Consider the following 17,595-nt stretch of genomic DNA (forward strand, 5'->3'; position numbering starts at 1 on the left):
TAAAATCCGCATTATATTTTTTACCTGTATTTTTGTTTACCATTTGGACACAACCTTTCTATACCTAGTATGGTCAGATTTACAAAAAACTTAACTTAGTTGTGTCCATGAAACTATACTAGCATCAGCACTTCCTTCTGAATTAATATTTCTTATTTTATTTAGGAGCTTTTGTTTTTGTTCTCTTGTAGCTTGAAGACTATAAACAAGAATATTACTATCTTCTTTTTGATAGAACGATTGTAAATCTTCTACATTTAGACCCGGTTGTTGGACATGATTCCCGCCGTTATAACTAATTATTGTTTTTAAATCTTTATCAAAACTAATTGATACATGGTTATATTCTTTTTTAGTAAATACTGAAATCAGTTCACTGGCCGGGCTTCCGGTACTTGATACAATGATATATATTTTATTATCTTCTTCGATTGAAAGCTCACATTGTTCAAAGAAAGTATTAGGTAGGTTATTATAACTTGTGTACTTCGTATACCGGTGCTTTGGAATATCCGACAAAATCTGTTCAAGATTTGCTCTATTTATCTTTCCTTTCGTTTCTCTTGTCGCGTGAATGAAAGATTTGCCTTTATTCTGCAATAACTTTATTGCTTCAAATGTTAATACGTAGCCATCTCTATTTGATGGAAAAAATTTATTTTGTAGTACATAAAGATAGTTAATATAGAGTAATGAAAAGGGTAAAAAAATTAAAAACACAGCAATAGCCTTTTTTGTGAATTCAAGTGAATGGCTGTCATTCAATGGATAGATTACTATAGCATTATAGGTTAGTTGGATCATAAATATGATGAGATAACCAAGTAACAACAGTCTTTTTGTTCTTTTTGTATTAAATGTTTTCCAAAGATAACTGATTGAAAAGATGAATACGATTGTATATAACCAAACTAATAAGTCAGAATTACTCCAAACTATAAAGAAAAATAGAATAAAAATATATAGAATTAAAAACATAAATGAATACGTTTTTTTTAATTTCATTAAATTGCTGTCTCCTTAGAGTAGTAAATGATAATAAAACGGATATTTAAAGATAGGGGAAATCAATAATCAGTCAAGAATTAAATATGTAAATTAATATCGTTATGCTTATATAAGCATAGCAAACGAAATTCTGTCTATCAACATTGCTATATATTTGTAAAAAGACTCTACAGATCACTATATCTTTGTATTAGAGACACTGGAATAAATAATCGAGTGTTCATTTTTTCAATTAATCGATAGTAAATAATCGGTGAACCGTTGCTTTTACCTCGATTCGCTCAATCAAGCGGTGAAGCATTTCCTCAGTTACGTCATCAAAATTTAGGAATTGGAGTAATTCCTTTTTTAATATGTTGAAACAGATGTGAAATCTACTATGATTCTACAAAAGTAACTGCTTCAGTTGCACCGGTTATTGCAATTGCGGGTATAGAAATTTCTGGAGCGTTATTAACCTTAATAGCTAACGGTTTGTGATTATGATTGTTTCAGGATCAGCTTATCTTGTTGCTACAGAGGCGATTCCTAAACTTAAGAAAAAACAATATAATCATTTGCAGTACTGAAAAATAATAGTTTATACATTGGTAAAGAATTATCAAAATCTGAAGCAATTAAAAGAGCAAAAAAATCTAACTACTTTTAAAAATAAAGCAAAGGAAATTGTAGCATCAGCAAATCCAAAAGCTAAACCTATACATGAAATAGATAGTAAAAAAAGAAAATATTATCATTGGCATCCGTTTAAAAGGACACCAAAAATGTATTCTTTTTTATGGGGTTGCTCAATAGGATGAAGGGAAATTGAGGAATTAATGATGGATTTATGATTATATTAAATTGGCAAATAAGCTAAAAAACTTGAAATTATCTCCACCAACAAAAGAATTTATTGAACATATTTTAATGAAAAAATTCAAAGCAATTGAAATACCATTATATAGTATTCATCCAGATGATTATAAAAATGATGATGAAGTGGATGAATCAAAAATTTATAAATTATTTACCATCACGAATCCAGACATATTAAATAAGATATGTAACAATGAAGAAAAAGAAATATTCGAAGATGAGCGTAATGATAAAACAGAGATAGATGTTCCTCGTGATGAAATAACAAATAATAATTTAATCGATGAACATAATAAAGGTTATAGGATATCTATAGTGTTGGAATCTGAGGACGGTATTCATGTAAGTCATGCAGGAGTCTACGGCTTTTCTGAATATTTAACAATGTATCTTGTTGCTCTTATTGGCTTACCTAAGAGAGAAATGGTTTTAAACAATGTCAATGATAGGGGATTTCAATTTAACTTGGAGTGTTTAAAAAAGCACAATTTTATTTCATGAAAGATGGTCAGCTGAATCTCACCACTATTTGATAGGTACCTATTTTTAAGTAAAAAAAGGTGCGTGTAGAAATTTTCTACACGCACCTTAATTTGTTTATCTAAAATGTTCGATAACTATTTGAAATCGTATGTGGATTAGATTTTATCATTTATTCTTGCTCATTCCGTGTTAAAGGTACTTTCATTTATTAAATTGTCAAAAGAAAAAGATATTGAACCACTTGTGAATACGATTTCATTATTCACCTGTTTCAGCAAACCGTTTAATTCTATTTCCAATTTCATCGCGGATACGTCGGAAAACGGACCATATTTCTTCTTCTGTTCCTTTTGCTTTAGCCGGATCATCAAATCCCCAATGGACGCGTTTAACATGGGGTGGAGTCATCGGGCACTTATCGGCTGCATCTCCACACAATGTTACAACAAAATCAGTATTGTTTAAAATTTCATTGTCAATAATGTCCGATGTTTGGTTGGAAATATCAATACCGACCTCTTTCATTGCTTTGACAGCGTTGGGATTTAGTCCGTGTGCTTCAATTCCCGCACTTTTAACCATCCATTCATTACTTAAGTATTTCTTTGCCCAACCTTCTGCCATTTGGCTTCTACAAGAGTTTCCCGTACATAAAAAATAGATTGTTTTTTTAGACATTCTACTACTTCTCCTATTCTAATTTTTTTTATTAAACGAAGAATAACCAAAGATAAAGCCCTAATAAAGTGAAAAACAGAACGGGAGTTGTTAGTATTATTCCCGTCTTAAAATAGGTTCCCCAAGATATTATTACACCCTTTCGTGACAAGACGTGCAACCATAAAAGGGTTGCTAAAGAACCAATTGGAGTAATCTTTGGCCCTAAATCCGATCCTATTACATTTGCATATATTAAAGCTTCTTTAATTGTACCTGTTGCAGTGGTATCAGATATGGCCAACGCATCAATCATTACTGTAGGCAAGTTGTTCATAACAGATGAAAGAATAGCTGCTAGGAAGCCCATTAACATCGTAGCTGAAAATAACCCCTTGTCCACCCCAATTTGGATAATATCAGCTAGGATATTGGTTAATCCGGCATTTCGAAGGCCATAAACAACAACGTACATACCAATAGAGAAGAAAACGATATTCCAAGGAGCCCCTTTAATAATTTTCTTAGTATTAACAGAGGAGCTCCTTTTAGCCATTACTAAGAAGAATATGGTAATGATTCCAGCTATGATTGACACTGGAATATTTAAAAATTCACTTACAAAATAGCCAATGAAGAGAACTGCTAGTACAAACCAGGATATATGGAACATTTTTTGATCTCGAATAGCTTGAAAGGGATGTTTTAAATTCTTTATATCGTATCGATTTAGGATACTTTTTCTGAAGTATAGATACAAAACTAAAATACTTCCAATCAGCGAAAATATTGTTGGAATAATCATATGTGAAGTATATTCGTTAAATCCAATGCCAAAGTAGTCAGCCGATACAATGTTCACCAAGTTACTTACAACTAGAGGTAGAGATGTTGTATCTGAAATAAAACCGCTTGCTATGATGAAGGGGAATACCATTTTTTCATCAAAGTTTAATGCCCTTACCATTGATAAAACAATAGGAGTTAATATGAGTGCTGCACCATCATTTGCAAAAAGTGCTGCTACTATGGCCCCTAAAATGGTGATATATACAAACATTTTCACTCCATTCCCTTTTGCTACTCTTGCCATGTGAAGAGCAGACCATTCAAAGAATCCAATTTCGTCTAGAATTAATGAAATAATAATAATAGCAATAAACGCTAGAGTGGCGTTCCAAACAATACTTGTTACATTCCACACATCTTGAAAATTCACGACTCCAACTAGGAGTGCTAGAATAGCACCACCGCAAGCAGACCAGCCAATAGATAAGTTTTTAGGCTGCCATATAACAAGGATCAGTGTAATTAGAAATATTACGGAAGCTAAAACTGGTTGTAACAAACTAGATGTTCCTCCTTATTTACACGTCATCTTTGAACTTTGTTGTTCTAAAATGATTAATATAATTGAAAATAATCACTATTGCGATTAAGAGAATAATGAATCCATTGGCCTTTTCTTTATTCTTCACTAGCCTACATCTTTTCGTTTGCGTAGATGTGGGCTAATTGCAGGTGGCGTCATTTTGAAGAGATCAAATACACATACACAAAAGGTTTTCTTTAAAGTAACCCTAATATTGAAAGAAGGGTTACATCACCTAATAACTTTAAAATGTCTGCACTTTCCTCCTAGGTTGTTGTTTTCAAAATAAATTTATAAGCAAATACTTATATAGAATATCTATCATCCTAGTAATATTTCAACTAATAATTATTTCTTAAATAGGACTGTGAAAATATGTACTAAAACTAAAACGGGCTTTTTGTTTAATATGTATGTTTATGCAAGAATAAGATCTTAAGGAAGACTGAAAAATTTACTCCTTTTCTTGTGCCTCAATTTTCGACTTTTCCCTTTTCAGAATTATATAAAGTATAATTCCTGAAGATTTGTATCTATTTATTGGAAATTGTTATAGTATATAAAGTAAGGAATGTAAAAACACGATCCGGTTGGTAGTCCGGATGCATCAATTATCATATTGATGTCAGTAACCTTCCCTTCCTCGGGTTGTCCATCATTCCAAGATTTATCTTTTAGAGGAGGGAATCGTCGTGACATTGACGATTTATTACGATGGTCAGTTTTGGATTGGAGTGATTGAATTTCACGAAAACGAAAAATTAAAGGCTTTTCGTCACATATTTGGTGCAGAACCAAATGATACAGAAGTGTTAGAATTCGTAAACGATAGGTTACTTAACATAATTAACAATAGGAAACAAATTGGAATCGAGGATAAAAAAAAGTTAAAGAAAAAAATAAATCCTAAACGTCTTCAACGAGAAGTAGCTAAAGAAATGCAGAATTTTGGGGTATCGACAAAGGCACAAGAGGCAATCAAACAAGAAATGGAGCTACGTAAACTAGAAAGTAAAAAGCGGAAAAAAGAGTGTAACGAGGCTTTGAAACAAAAGAAATGGGAGTTAAAAAAACAAAAAGCTAAACAAAAACATAAAGGACGATAAAAGGATTATGACAAAAAAGTTGTTATGATAGATATTTTTATGTAACAACTTTTTTGTCATTTATTTTTTAACTTTTTAATTATCATTACTTGTATTCATCACATAGGGCTGTTTTTGTTTTTAAAATAATTTTTTACCAATACTATGAGCGGGCATATTTAAATTGAAAATACACCCGCTATTTTTGTGTTAGGCAAGGAAAACTGGAAGCAATATTTCATCAACCAATAACTCTAATCGTTTTGTATCAATACCATCTTTCCGCAAGATATTTTCCACACGGATTAAGTCAAAAGGCAGGGTCAATGTCGCATCGCTGACCTCTTTTATTTTTTCCCCACGGTTTTTTGCGAACTGAAGCAGTTTACGCATGACCAAGATATTTTTATTTGTTGCGTTTATTTCTATCTCAGAGATTTTGTCTTTATTTTGCCCCATCTCAAATAAAATCGCATTCATTATTTCATGATCAACCTCTACATAAAGACTTTGGTAGAGTGAAAGCAAATGCATTAAGTCCCCACGCAAACTTCCTGTGTCCTCAATCTTATCAATCAATGGCCCGCCGAGCACGTTTGTTACTTTATATTCGATGATTTCGCGAATTAAATCATAGGTAGTTTTCCAGCGGCGGTATAAGACAGTACGGCTAGTTTCTGCAGCATTCGCGATTTGCTGGAACGTAAGATTGTGATAACCAACTTTTTTGATTAATTCTATAGTGGCGTTATAAATGCTTTCGTTTAGTATGTCTCCACGCCTGCGCGTATTCCTGCCAGTGACTTTCATTCTATGTCCATCCTCTCTGGATAAAATACAAATTTTTTAAAATTGGATATTCCGGCTATAGAATTTTAAAACATTATAACATATTTAAAAAAATATATAAGGTACATATTGAACCTTATAAAGAAAATATGTATACTAATTAAGGTACACACTGTATCTTAAGGAGATGGAGATATGGAAAAAGAAAAATTGCCAAAAGGTATGGCCAGCATCGCGTGGATTTTGGTATTGGGTGCCATTCTACCAATGTTGGACTCAACGATCGTTAATATTGCGGTAAATGATTTGGCAAAAGTGTTCTCATCCACTTTTGCTGTTACTCAATGGGTTGTGACCGGATATGTTCTAGCCTTGGGAATGGCTGTCCCATTTTCTGGTTGGTTGATGCAAAAATATGACGGGAAGAGAGTTTACATGGGCGCATTGGGATTGTTTTTGATAAGCTCGCTCCTCGCTGGTCTTGCCTGGGATATGCAAAGCTTAATAATCTTTCGTGTGCTGCAAGGGTTCGCTTCCGGTATTATCATGCCAACGCTGACGGCATTAATAGCACAAGCAGCGGGCAGTGAAAATATCGGTCGTGTCATGTCAGTTGTGGGAATTCCTATTGTTTTTGGACCAATTGCCGGACCGGTCATCGGGGGACTTATTTTACAGCACTTACAGTGGCAGTGGCTATTTTTTGTAAACCTTCCTATAGGGTCCATTGCTTTATACATCACGCAATGGAAACTACCTAAGTTTGAAGCAATGAATAAATCTGCAAAATTAGATTGGATCGGTATACTGTTGCTGGCAATGGTATCGGGAATGTTTATCTTTGGTATCACGGAGATTAGGACGGAGAGCACTCGAACAATAGGCAGCTTGGCTTTTGTTATCGCTGCTGTCTCACTGATTTCATACTTGCTTTATGCATGGAAGAGAAAGAATCAGGCCTTGCTTCCACTAGATCTGTTCAAATCCAAAAATTTCAGTGCAGCGTTTCTTTCCCTGTTCTTAGCGGGATTTGCCACCAATGGTCCTATGCTTCTCTTCCCTATGTTTTTTCAAAATGTACTCGGTCTAAATGTCATTACTTCAGCCCTTTGGCTAATTCCTCAAGGTGTGGGAATGTTGGTTATACGGCCTTTGGTCGGAAAAATGACGGATAAGTTCGGGGCTCGGTTTGTAGTAATACCATCAATTGCTATCACGATCATCGGGACACTTCCTTTTGTTTTCTTTGATGCTGACATAGCGCCGTGGATCATATGGATTGTCCTATTCATACGTGGAATTGGTGTGGGAGGGATTACGCTCCCTGTAATGAGCGATTCTTTTGTAGGACTACAACAGCCACAAATCCCAGCAGCAAGTATTGCTACTCGCATCATCCAAAATGTTGGAGCTGCTTCTGGCTCCGCGATTTTGGCAACGGTAGTTAGCAATGCTCTAAATAAGAATGAAGCAATAGTAAACAATATGGTTGGTGCTTATCATATCGGTTTTATTACAAGCCTAATCTTCATGATCATTAGTATATTGCCCGCCCTATTTTTGACAAATAAACTAGTAGGCACAGCTATAGGGTCTAACATGTTAAAACACTAGTATAATAAACGGATCGTAGTATTAAATGTATAAAATGTCAGATTTTTATCATGCTGATGAGATTTATTGAAGGAAGTAATCATAGAAGGTGGTATTAAGGTATATAAGAAAATTTTCATTAAGTCCAAAAGATAAACCGTAAAGGAGTCCGATAAAATGGGATCAGACAATAGCTTCTCGTTAAAAAGTGATGAAGAACTTCAGAAACTAATGTTAGTTGAACTAAAGGCACATAACGCACCGATTACTCTTGTCGAATACAATCCGATTTGGCCAGTTTTGTTTAAACGGGAAGCAAGTAGGATTCGGTCAGTCCTTGGAAACAAAGTGTTACGGATTGAACATGTGGGTTCAACCTCGGTACCTGGGCTTTGTGCAAAACCAATCATTGATATGTTGCTAGTAGTCAAGAATTCTACTGATGAGGCCTCCTATGTTCCAGCATTGGAAGCAGCTGGATACATGTTAAAGATACGGGAGCCTGATTGGTTCGAGCATCGTATGTTTAAAGGTCCCGATACCGATATCAATTTGCATGTATTCAGTTTGGGTTCATCCGAGATTGATAGAATGTTACGCTTTCGAGACTGGTTACGAACAAACGAAACGGACCGAGAGAAATATGCACAAGTCAAGCGAAATCTAGCAAAGAAAAAGTGGAGGCATGTTCAGCACTATGCAGATGCCAAAACATCAATTGTTCAGGAGATTATGGAACGGGCAAATCGTGTTAAATAATATTATCTCGCTATATATTTTTATTTAGCATATAGAGATGGAAATAGGAGTATTAAATGTCTAATGGATAAGTCGCATCATGACATCAAATTCCATAAACTTGAGCTATATGACGTCAGAGTGCTGATGGAAAAAATTGTATCTTAATGAATATAAAATTTTATTTTAGACCCGGTTTTCGTTAATAAAATAAACTTCCGACAAACCGGGTCTTTTTTATCCAAACTATGTTACGATTGGTTTTCCACTGCTTTCACTTGTTAAACTTTAAACATTTATAAAAAAGGTGAAAGTTTTTTCAGGTAAAAGAGTGAGTATATAAAATAAGTTTAAATCGAAAATAGTATGATGGCTTTTGTTCTAATCCAGGTTTTATATTTTGTCTTTCTCATCCCATCTCTTCCCTTTACCTGAGCGAATTCCTTTGAGCCAAATATTAGAATTACCTTTTCCACTAAAACATAAAAAGGTTCTTGGTTATGCCGAAATGATTATTGGACGAATCATCGATGAAGATTGAAAAAATACATATGATAACTTGATGATTCCACTTTGTCAGGGGAATGAGCACAGTGAGAATTAAATTATGCTCTTTTTATTGGGTAGATAATAATAATTTTATTAAAATTTACTATGCTGAATGGATTAAAGAGGATAAGTATGCCGCCAGTTGTTTATCTTAAGTGTTAAAAGGTTACTCGTTTCAACTAATTTATGGATGAAAAAGGGAGCTATATCAAAATAATACCAATAGGAACGATTAGTGCATAAAAATAACCGACTGTAGAAAGTACAGTCGGCTTTTTTTATTAAAAGAGCCAGTCATTTGGCCTATTAGATAATTCTTGTATAGTGTTTATAAATAGTCCTACATGATACCCATCACAAACTGAATGATGTACCTGTATAGATAGCGGTAAATATATGGAATTACCTTTTTGAATGAATTTTCCTGCTGTAATGATGGGGAGAAGATAGTTCTTATTATTATTGATATTCAAATTAAATCCGGTAAAGGATGTCCATGGAATAACTGAAATAGAAAAAGTGTTCTCAGGTATAGGGGTTTTTGGAAACAATTTTCCTGTACCATTATATTTTTCTACATCAGAAAGGTATAAATGATAAAACTCTTTAAAGTCATCCTTAACAGGAGTCGAAATACCAGAGAAAGTCTTTGATACATCATCAAAAATGGTATAAAGAGGGTCTAATTTATCCCAATAACCTAACTCACCTTTACTATTGAAACCAGTTCTTAATGTTATATTTGAGTTAATCACTTTTGCCACTAAGTAGATAAATGCAGGATAAAATTTATATTTATTTTGCTTTATGTTTTGATATAAAGCACTAACATCAATTTCCGTTGTTAAACTAAAAGTTGTTTGTTGATTCAAAAAATGATTAAAAACTTCTTTTCTATCCCAATTGTCTAGATCAATCTTAGTAAAGTTCATTGATTTGCCTCCTAAATTTTTATTTAAGTAAATTTAGGAGGCAGACTTGTCTGCTTTTTTCATTGGTATCAATCCTTTGTTAAAAATAATTAAATATATTTAAAAAGACACATCCTAATTTATCTGATTTTAGTATTATTATAGTATTTTACCACCTATCAATCTTCGATCTCGGTTAAGGTGTTATAACTCAAACGATAAATATTTAAGACTGTTTTTTGTTATAACCACGCTCTCCATATGGTTGTAACTTTTCTAACCATTTTTCTTCAAGGGAGAGTAATGCCTCTTTTTCATTAAAATAAGGATCATCCTTTTTCTTCAATTTTTCTAGGATTTCAAACTTGAAAGCATCTTTTCCGTATTGGTTCCAATCATTTTGTAGCTCTTTATTAGTTGTATAGGCATTCGTTTCGAGCATGAATTTAATTCCATTTAGAGTTTTTAAGTTTAACGTACTTCCAACGAGAACTTTATGGTTAATCGTATTTACAATTTGATAAATACCAGCCTCAACAGATGTTTCTTTAAATTGTTGTTTCAGCATTTTTTTACGATCCATGTTTTTTCACCTACATTTTTCATTATTTGTTTCTCCAATAACTGCTTCCGTCTGGTTTACGGTTTAAAAATCCGTAATCTACTAAATATCTTCTAATTAAAACATAATCCTCATAGATGTCTTTTAAAGTTTGATTTAATTCTTTTTCATCATAGTGGTAATCCAATTTTAATTGCTTCGAAATTTCTCTAAGGATAATCAATCTTTGTTTCTCTTTATTTGGAAACTTTGTTAATACCCCATCAGAGAAGTACTTATTAACAATTTGCTCTTGTTCTTCTTGAGTAATGTTATATCTTTCATCTACCATTGTGGCGGTTTTATGCACAGGAACAAAAGCTGGGGCATGTTGGTCTTTTTCTTTAAGTAATTCCATCATTGCTAAAAATAGCTTTGCCTGACGTTCTTTTTCTTTTAATGCAAAACGATGATGACGTATAGTAGAAGTACTTCCAATGCCTAACTCTTTTTGAATTTCTTTATCACTTTTTCCTTGATAAAAAAGGGATAACAGTTTCTTTTGATGGTCAGTAAGACCCGTAAGTTTTTTGTCCATGGAAAGTAAATATTCAAATACGGAATGGTGGGTATTCTCAATATGAATACGTATATACCTTTCCGCTTCGTAAAGTCTATTTTCGTAAGGATATATGATTCCTTTTTCTACTTTTTCTCCACATAAAAGACAAGTAAAGGATTCGCTTTCTTCAATGTACCCATTTTTTAACTCTTCTAGTGAGGCACTCCAAAAAACATTTGATAGTTCCATTGGTATATGCACATCCTATCTATTTTTAAAACAAACAATAGTGTCATTTGTTTAAATATCCTTCTATATTTTATATGCAGAGTTTGAGTGTAGTCAATAAAATAATAAACAAATATTTATAATGTTTGTTTATTTTTAAACAAAATTTTCATACATTTGAAATATATCTTATTTTAAGTTAATAAAGAATTTATCACGAAGATGCCCGAGTGATATTTCATTTGCTGGAGCTGTGGAGGATATAAATAATGAAAATATTTCCATTAAATAGTGTTTGGTATTTTACAAAAAAGGATAAAATTTCTATTTATGACCTTGTAATGCGATGTACCAATGTGATACGATGTAAATAAGATGAGTATTGAAAGCGAGGTGTAGTCATGGATAAGGAAATCATGAAAGGAAGTATTGATATTCTCCTTTTATCACTAGTAAATAAACGGGATATGTATGGTTATGAAATTGTAAAAACGTTAAAAGAAAATAGTAATGAACTATATAACATGAGTGAAGGAACATTATATCCCGCCTTGAAGCGCTTAGAAAATAAAGGATGGCTTGAATCATATTGGGGCAATTCTGAGACTGGTGGAAGAAGGAAATACTATAGGATTACACAAGATGGAAAGAAAGAATTAGATAAGAAATTAAAAGAATGGAATTTGATTAGTAATTTAATTAAAGTGTGTTCGGAGGGAGTCGCTTGGATAAAAAAATTGACACCTATATTCATAAAATTGTAAACCAATTAAATTGTGATGAGGAAGAAAAAAGAGAATTAATTGATGAAATGAGAGATCATCTTCATTTATTGAAGAATGAATACTTAGATGAAGGATTAACAGAGGAAAAAGCAACACAAAAGGCATTAGAAAGTTTTGGGGAACAAAAAGAACTAACAAAAGGTTTACAAGATTCACTATTTCCATACTATAAGGTATTTAAGATAGGAACGTGGATTTTGTTTGTTTTATACTCTTTCGTTGTGTTATTTAAGTTGCTATTTGAAAGAATAATCGTACGTATTTTTGATTCCATACATGGAATGGACTGGAACCGATATATAATTCCTCCCGAAAATTCAGAAGGAATTATAGAATTTTTAAAGTTCAATACGAATATCATTCCCTTTAAAAATACGATTAAATACATAATTGGCTCTGACCATTTTAATCTAGATATCATTATTAATAATACATTGGGGAATATTTTAATTTTCCTACCATTAGGTATTTTTCTTCCTTTACTATTTAAAAAATATAGTAGAGTTTCGAAAATAATAGTAACTTCCATAGTTATCAGCTTTTCAATTGAAACTATTCAGCTCGTTTTAAAAATTGGGCAATTTGATATTGATGATGTCATTTTGAATATGATTGGCAGTATTTTTGGTTTCTGGCTTTTAAGGATATTAAAAAATGTCATAATTTTACCGAAAAGAGGTTATTTCCGTAGGTCCACAAATTAATTTCTTAAAATTGGGGAGTTAATGTGTAGGAAAGCAGGATTAACATTTGCATACTTCATTATTTTTACATTCAGTTACAACGATTTTTCATTATAACACCCAAGGGACTTCCTATGGGTGTTTATTGTAGTTGTATGGGTCTTTGATTCTATTCTGAAATAGAGTTGGGTAATTGAATTTAAAAATGAAAAGGGGGTTTATAGGATGAAAAAAAGCAATAAAATGGATCATTTTGATTATTAGAGGTTTAATAGGAGGGATCGTGTGGAATTACAGTAAAAAGGACAGTAGTGATTATGAAATTGAAACCTAATATTTAGACATTATCCTGAAAATAATTGTGGATCGTTTATATTTATGGTACCTATAATTGACAACATCTTAAAATTTATAGTATTCTTCAAACAGGAACATACGTTCTGTATTGGTGTGAAACTAATTTATTAAGATCGGAATGATGAAAATGGAAAAAGTACCAATGTGTCAAAGTTGTGGTTTACCTTTTAATGAAGAACACGCACATTTTATAGCATAAGAACCTGATGGTAAAGAAAGTATTTACTGTACAAATTGCTATAAAGATGGGAAATTCATTCATCATAATCTAACACTTCAAGAAATGATTGAAATGCTTGTACCTATTCTGGGAGAATCAATGGGAGAAGAAAAAGCTAGAAAAGAGCTAACAACACTATTACCTACCCTAAAACGGTGGAAAAAAGCATAATCTTATTTATTCGGGATTTCATTAAGGTTCGACTAGCAGATATCAATTTAGTAATTCTTATGGAAACTGCAGTTTCATAGGGGAGATTGTGAATATCAGATAAATTTCCAGCGATCAAATTGCACCGTGGGAATGAAAGGAATTCGACTATACTGTGCACAGAATGTCGGGTTGGTTCGCGCATCCTTTGATAATATCGATGATGAAAGGAGGTTATTTTATGGATTCGTTAAGTAGGATGAATAAAGCATTGGCATATATTGAAGAGCACCTTACGGAGGAGATTGATTATCGTGAAGTAGCAAAAATTGCTCATTGTTCTGAGTATCATTTTAAAAGAATGTTTTCTTTTTTATCAGGAATTGGTTTATCAGAGTATATCCGAAGAAGGAGATTAACGTTGGCTGCTCTTGATTTAAAGGATACAAATTTGAGGATCATCGATATTGCTATTAAATATGGTTATGATTCAGCAGATTCATTCTCCCGTGCTTTTCATTCGATTCATGGCATTCTTCCTTCTGAAGCTAGAGGTGAGAATGCACAGGTAAAAGCGTTTCCTAGAATGACCTTTCAATTATCAATTAAAGGAGGATGCGAAATGAATTATCGCATTGTGGAGAAAGGACCTTTTAAGGTAGTCGGATTTAAGAAAAGAGTTCCCATTGTTTTTGAAGGTGTCAATCCAGAGATTGCAAAAATGACTCAACTTTTAACCCCTGAGGTTGTTAAACAATTAAAAGCACTTTCCAATGTTGAACCAAGAGGGATTATAAGTGCATCGGTTAACTTCTCAGAAGGAAGAATGGAAGAAAAAGGGATGCTTGATCATTATATTGGTGTAGCAACTTCAAGTGATGAAACAGGAACATTCGATGTATTGAATGTAGAAGCTGGTACATGGGCTGTTTTTGAATCTATCGGACCATTCCCAGAAACACTCCAAAATGTATGGGGAAGGATATACTCAGAGTGGTTTCCATCATCAGGATATGAAGAGGTTGAAGGTCCTGAAATTTTGTGGAATGAAAGTCCAGACACTGGAAATCCGAAGTATCGAAGTGAAATCTGGATTCCAGTAAAGAAAAAAGGTGAATAACGATCAAAATGAGATAATTGAGGGCGCTCTATGATAGAGTGCCCTTTTTCGTATGTGCCTGGCAGGGGGGGAGTCTATTGGTGAAAGTTCCTAGCATGAAGGCGGTAGTTATTGTTAGTTGTTACATAATATTTTTTCATTTTATTCAGCTCCTAGATAACTGTGAATTAGTTACCGGTTACTAATAGTTTACCTAAACGTTTTTTAAAACTAGGAAGATTTTATTTTATGAAAATTTTTAAAATATGAACTATAATAGCTTGTAAAATGATAAGGTGGAGGAGTTTTTTATGTATAACTAATAAAGTAGAGGGGCATGAGAATAGGAGGAATGTAGAATGAAAATTGTTTTAGCACCCGATTCATTTAAAGGAAGCTTAACTTCCCTTGAGGCAACCAAAGTAATGAAGCGTGCAATACAAAATCTTGGTAAGCATGATGAAATTATAGAGAAACCGATGGCGGATGGGGGAGAAGGTACTGTTGATGCATTAATTGCTGCATCAGGAGGAGAAAAGATTACCATCAATTGTACTGGTCCAGATGGTAAGAAAATAACTACCTACTATGCCATTATGGAAAAGAATACGGCAGTAATTGAAATAGCTAACATTGCTGGACTCCCCCAAGTGGCAAAAGAAAAGAGAAATCCAGATTATACCACGACGTTTGGACTTGGAGAAGCCATAAAAGATGCACTCGACCATGGCTGTAAAACATTAATTATAGGTCTTGGTGGTAGTGCGACGAACGATGCTGGTCTTGGTATGCTTATTGCACTTGGAATGAAAGCTTACAACAAGCATGGCGAGGAAATTGGAATATTTGGCAGACACCTTCTTGAAGTTGCTCAGATTAATTTGGATCATCTTGATTCCCGGCTTAAAGAAGTAATAATTAAAGTCGCTTGTGATGTAGAGAATCCTTTGACAGGAGAAATGGGAGCTAGTGCCATTTATGGTCCGCAAAAAGGCGCATCTCCAGAACAAGTGGTGGCATACGATAAAGCGATGGAGCGATTTTCCCAACTGTTTTCAAATAAAAGATTAAGTGAAATTCCTGGAGCAGGGGCTGCAGGGGGACTAGGATTTGCTTTTCTTACCTTGAACGCAGAGCTTGTATCAGGAGCAAAATTAGTAGGTGAAATCTCTCAAGTAGAAGAGGCAATTCAACAAGCAGATATAGTTATTACAGGAGAAGGTCAAAGTGATGAACAAACACTATTTGGAAAAGCCCCCGGTTATATTGCTGAATTAGCTAGAAAATATCATGTACCTGTCATTCTCATTTCCGGTAGCCTTAAAGGGAATCTTACCCCACTTTTAGAAAAGTTTAGTGGATGTTTTTCTATCATTAATCATCCAGTTCCTATTGAGGAATGTATGGAGCGGGCAGAGGAATTTCTTTTTGAGCAAACAAGGCAAGTAATGAATTTAGTTCATGGGATTAGGCAGTCAAAGTAATCAGATGAATCTGTTAAGCTATGATTCATGTGAAATCTATCAAAAATAAATAAGTATATTGTTGTTTATTGTTGAGGGCACTCTAACTAAGAGTGTCCTTTTTGTTTAGCAATACGAGCGAGTATAAAATTGTAGAATTTAAATTTCAGTTTCTATGTTCTGTTTAATAGCTATGGACAAGGATATTTAAGCAATTTCGTGCTTCAGTAATTTTAGCTAGTTCAAAATATAATTAATCATATTTTTATTTCCTATGATTCAATAATTAATTGGTTGACATTCTTTTTTGCCTCAAATTTTCCACAATAGTTAAATAAAAAGATCTTAACCTTGGATTTAAATTGGTGACCACAATATTGTAATCTCTTGATTATAGATAAATGGGGAAATACAAAGCAGTTGATTGTGTTAATCAAGATATGTTTTAAAATTTATTAGAAGTATAAAGTGAATGGTCATTAATCGTTCAACTGTTTATTGGATCTCCTTATGTTCTCTTCTAAAAATGTAGTTTTGAAGTTTTAAAGTTATGTCTTATTAACAATAATACATAGTTGAGTATTGTACAGTATTCCTTATCCTTCAAAATCTCTGCACTTCTTGAATATTTATAAGTTTTTCTAATTTGATAAGTGGTTCTGTAAAACATTTTTTTCTTAATGTTAAATTACTTAATTGTATATCTAAAAAAATACCTTAACATTTGCAACATTTCATAAGAATTTTGTGTTCAATGATCTCTAATGAAAATGATAACAGACTTTCATTTTCTGCTGTATTACCAGTCTTTGTTTTTGTAAGCCATATCAATTCTTTATTGCTTAAGAGCTATTTTCTTTAACAGAATTATTTCTTTGTATGGCTATAAGGCTCAGCGCTCAGCAAGGAGAAATTGTTTTTGAATATCTTGCTGGGTCTGGCTAAAACAGAGATATTTATTTTATAAATTAGGTTCATTGATTTCTTGAGAACAAACATAAATATTTACTAATATTTTTTCTAAATATTTAATATTGTTTAGATGGGACCTAGCTCTTTCAGTAGGTTTTACATTGTTATAATTAATTACTTTATCAAGTACAAATTAATCCTAAAAAAGAGTTTTTTAAAGTGACGGTGGTATTCAAAAAGCATATGATCAGGCAAAGAGATTGTATGATTTAATTCTTAGTCAAGAAGTAACAAATTTAATCTGGAGAATTAATTATTACAATTAATTTAAAATTAATAACATATATATTATATTTTTTGTGTTACAGCAGAAAATTTGGAGTGATAGCTTCTAACCTATCTTTTCTTTTAGAGAAAGAAGAAAGTGATGCTAGTATAGTTTCATGGACACAACTAAGTTAAGTTTTTTGTAAATCTGACCATACTAGGTATAGAAAGGTTGTGTCCAAATGGTAAACAAAAATACAGGTAAAAAATATAATGCGGATTTTA

15 protein-coding genes and 1 pseudogene are annotated in these 17,595 nt (G+C 32.8%); 9 read left to right on the forward strand and 7 right to left on the reverse strand.

Annotated elements, in window-relative coordinates:
- Window positions 1-90: 90 nt before the first annotated feature.
- Window positions 91-1,005: an energy-coupling factor transporter transmembrane component T family protein gene (locus G4Z05_RS15400; RefSeq protein WP_163252657.1), complete on the reverse strand. Its 915-nt coding sequence runs from the start codon at window positions 1,003-1,005 to the stop codon at window positions 91-93.
- 846 nt (window positions 1,006-1,851) lie between these two features.
- On the opposite strand from G4Z05_RS15400, the gene G4Z05_RS15405 reads away from it, so the two are divergent.
- Window positions 1,852-2,367, forward strand: a complete 516-nt coding sequence (locus tag G4Z05_RS15405) for a hypothetical protein (RefSeq protein WP_163252658.1) — start codon at window positions 1,852-1,854, stop codon at window positions 2,365-2,367.
- A gap of 240 nt (window positions 2,368-2,607) precedes the next feature.
- Here the strand turns inward: G4Z05_RS15405 and arsC are convergent, their stop codons facing one another.
- Window positions 2,608-3,027 carry an arsenate reductase (thioredoxin) gene (gene arsC / locus G4Z05_RS15410; RefSeq protein ID WP_163252659.1) on the reverse strand — a complete coding sequence of 140 codons (420 nt, stop codon included), beginning with the start codon at window positions 3,025-3,027 and terminating at the stop codon, window positions 2,608-2,610.
- Between the two features lie 31 nt (window positions 3,028-3,058).
- On the reverse strand, window positions 3,059-4,354 hold the full coding sequence (locus G4Z05_RS15415) for an arsenic transporter (protein ID WP_163252660.1): 1,296 nt from the start codon (window positions 4,352-4,354) through the stop codon (window positions 3,059-3,061).
- A 716-nt stretch (window positions 4,355-5,070) separates the two neighbouring features.
- On the opposite strand from G4Z05_RS15415, the gene G4Z05_RS15420 reads away from it, so the two are divergent.
- The gene (locus G4Z05_RS15420) at window positions 5,071-5,484 is read left to right on the forward strand and encodes a DUF2992 family protein (RefSeq protein ID WP_163252661.1); all 414 of its coding nucleotides are present in this window, start codon (window positions 5,071-5,073) and stop codon (window positions 5,482-5,484) included.
- A gap of 189 nt (window positions 5,485-5,673) precedes the next feature.
- Here G4Z05_RS15420 and G4Z05_RS15425 read toward each other — a convergent pair whose 3' ends face one another.
- Entirely contained in the window at window positions 5,674-6,273 is a 600-nt protein-coding gene (locus G4Z05_RS15425; protein ID WP_163252662.1) for a TetR/AcrR family transcriptional regulator, read from the reverse strand.
- A 201-nt stretch (window positions 6,274-6,474) separates the two neighbouring features.
- Here G4Z05_RS15425 and G4Z05_RS15430 point away from each other — a divergent pair, with 201 nt between their 5' ends.
- On the forward strand, window positions 6,475-7,866 hold the full coding sequence (locus tag G4Z05_RS15430) for an MDR family MFS transporter (protein ID WP_276207655.1): 1,392 nt from the start codon (window positions 6,475-6,477) through the stop codon (window positions 7,864-7,866).
- A gap of 156 nt (window positions 7,867-8,022) precedes the next feature.
- Entirely contained in the window at window positions 8,023-8,604 is a 582-nt protein-coding gene (locus tag G4Z05_RS15435) for a GrpB family protein (RefSeq protein WP_163252664.1), read from the forward strand.
- A gap of 731 nt (window positions 8,605-9,335) precedes the next feature.
- On the opposite strand, the pseudogene catA reads toward G4Z05_RS15435, so the two are convergent.
- The 3 genes and pseudogenes from catA to G4Z05_RS15450 all read right to left on the reverse strand — a co-directional run bounded on the left by catA (window position 9,336) and on the right by G4Z05_RS15450 (window position 11,395).
- Window positions 9,336-10,064 (reverse strand): annotated as a pseudogene (gene catA, locus G4Z05_RS15440) (type A chloramphenicol O-acetyltransferase).
- Between the two features lie 205 nt (window positions 10,065-10,269).
- Window positions 10,270-10,626, reverse strand: a complete 357-nt coding sequence (locus G4Z05_RS15445) for a GIY-YIG nuclease family protein (RefSeq protein ID WP_163252666.1) — start codon at window positions 10,624-10,626, stop codon at window positions 10,270-10,272.
- 22 nt (window positions 10,627-10,648) lie between these two features.
- Entirely contained in the window at window positions 10,649-11,395 is a 747-nt protein-coding gene (locus G4Z05_RS15450) for a DUF2087 domain-containing protein (RefSeq protein ID WP_163252667.1), read from the reverse strand.
- 380 nt (window positions 11,396-11,775) lie between these two features.
- Here G4Z05_RS15450 and G4Z05_RS15455 point away from each other — a divergent pair, with 380 nt between their 5' ends.
- From G4Z05_RS15455 to G4Z05_RS15475, 5 genes are all read left to right on the forward strand, one after another.
- On the forward strand, window positions 11,776-12,138 hold the full coding sequence (locus G4Z05_RS15455; protein ID WP_163252668.1) for a PadR family transcriptional regulator: 363 nt from the start codon (window positions 11,776-11,778) through the stop codon (window positions 12,136-12,138).
- Window positions 12,099-12,863 carry a VanZ family protein gene (locus G4Z05_RS15460; RefSeq protein ID WP_163252669.1) on the forward strand — a complete coding sequence of 255 codons (765 nt, stop codon included), beginning with the start codon at window positions 12,099-12,101 and terminating at the stop codon, window positions 12,861-12,863. Before G4Z05_RS15455 ends, G4Z05_RS15460 begins: the two co-directional genes overlap by 40 nt.
- A 556-nt stretch (window positions 12,864-13,419) precedes the next feature.
- Window positions 13,420-13,590: a zinc ribbon domain-containing protein gene (locus G4Z05_RS16740; protein WP_328004382.1), complete on the forward strand. Its 171-nt coding sequence runs from the start codon at window positions 13,420-13,422 to the stop codon at window positions 13,588-13,590.
- 220 nt (window positions 13,591-13,810) lie between these two features.
- The gene (locus G4Z05_RS15470) at window positions 13,811-14,689 is read left to right on the forward strand and encodes an AraC family transcriptional regulator (protein ID WP_163252670.1); all 879 of its coding nucleotides are present in this window, start codon (window positions 13,811-13,813) and stop codon (window positions 14,687-14,689) included.
- A gap of 338 nt (window positions 14,690-15,027) precedes the next feature.
- The gene (locus G4Z05_RS15475) at window positions 15,028-16,152 is read left to right on the forward strand and encodes a glycerate kinase (protein WP_163252672.1); all 1,125 of its coding nucleotides are present in this window, start codon (window positions 15,028-15,030) and stop codon (window positions 16,150-16,152) included.
- The last annotated feature ends 1,443 nt before the right edge of the window (window positions 16,153-17,595 follow it).

The sequence above is a fragment of the Neobacillus thermocopriae genome (genome assembly GCF_010975035.1).
Classification (GTDB): domain Bacteria; phylum Bacillota; class Bacilli; order Bacillales; family Cytobacillaceae; genus Neobacillus; species Neobacillus thermocopriae.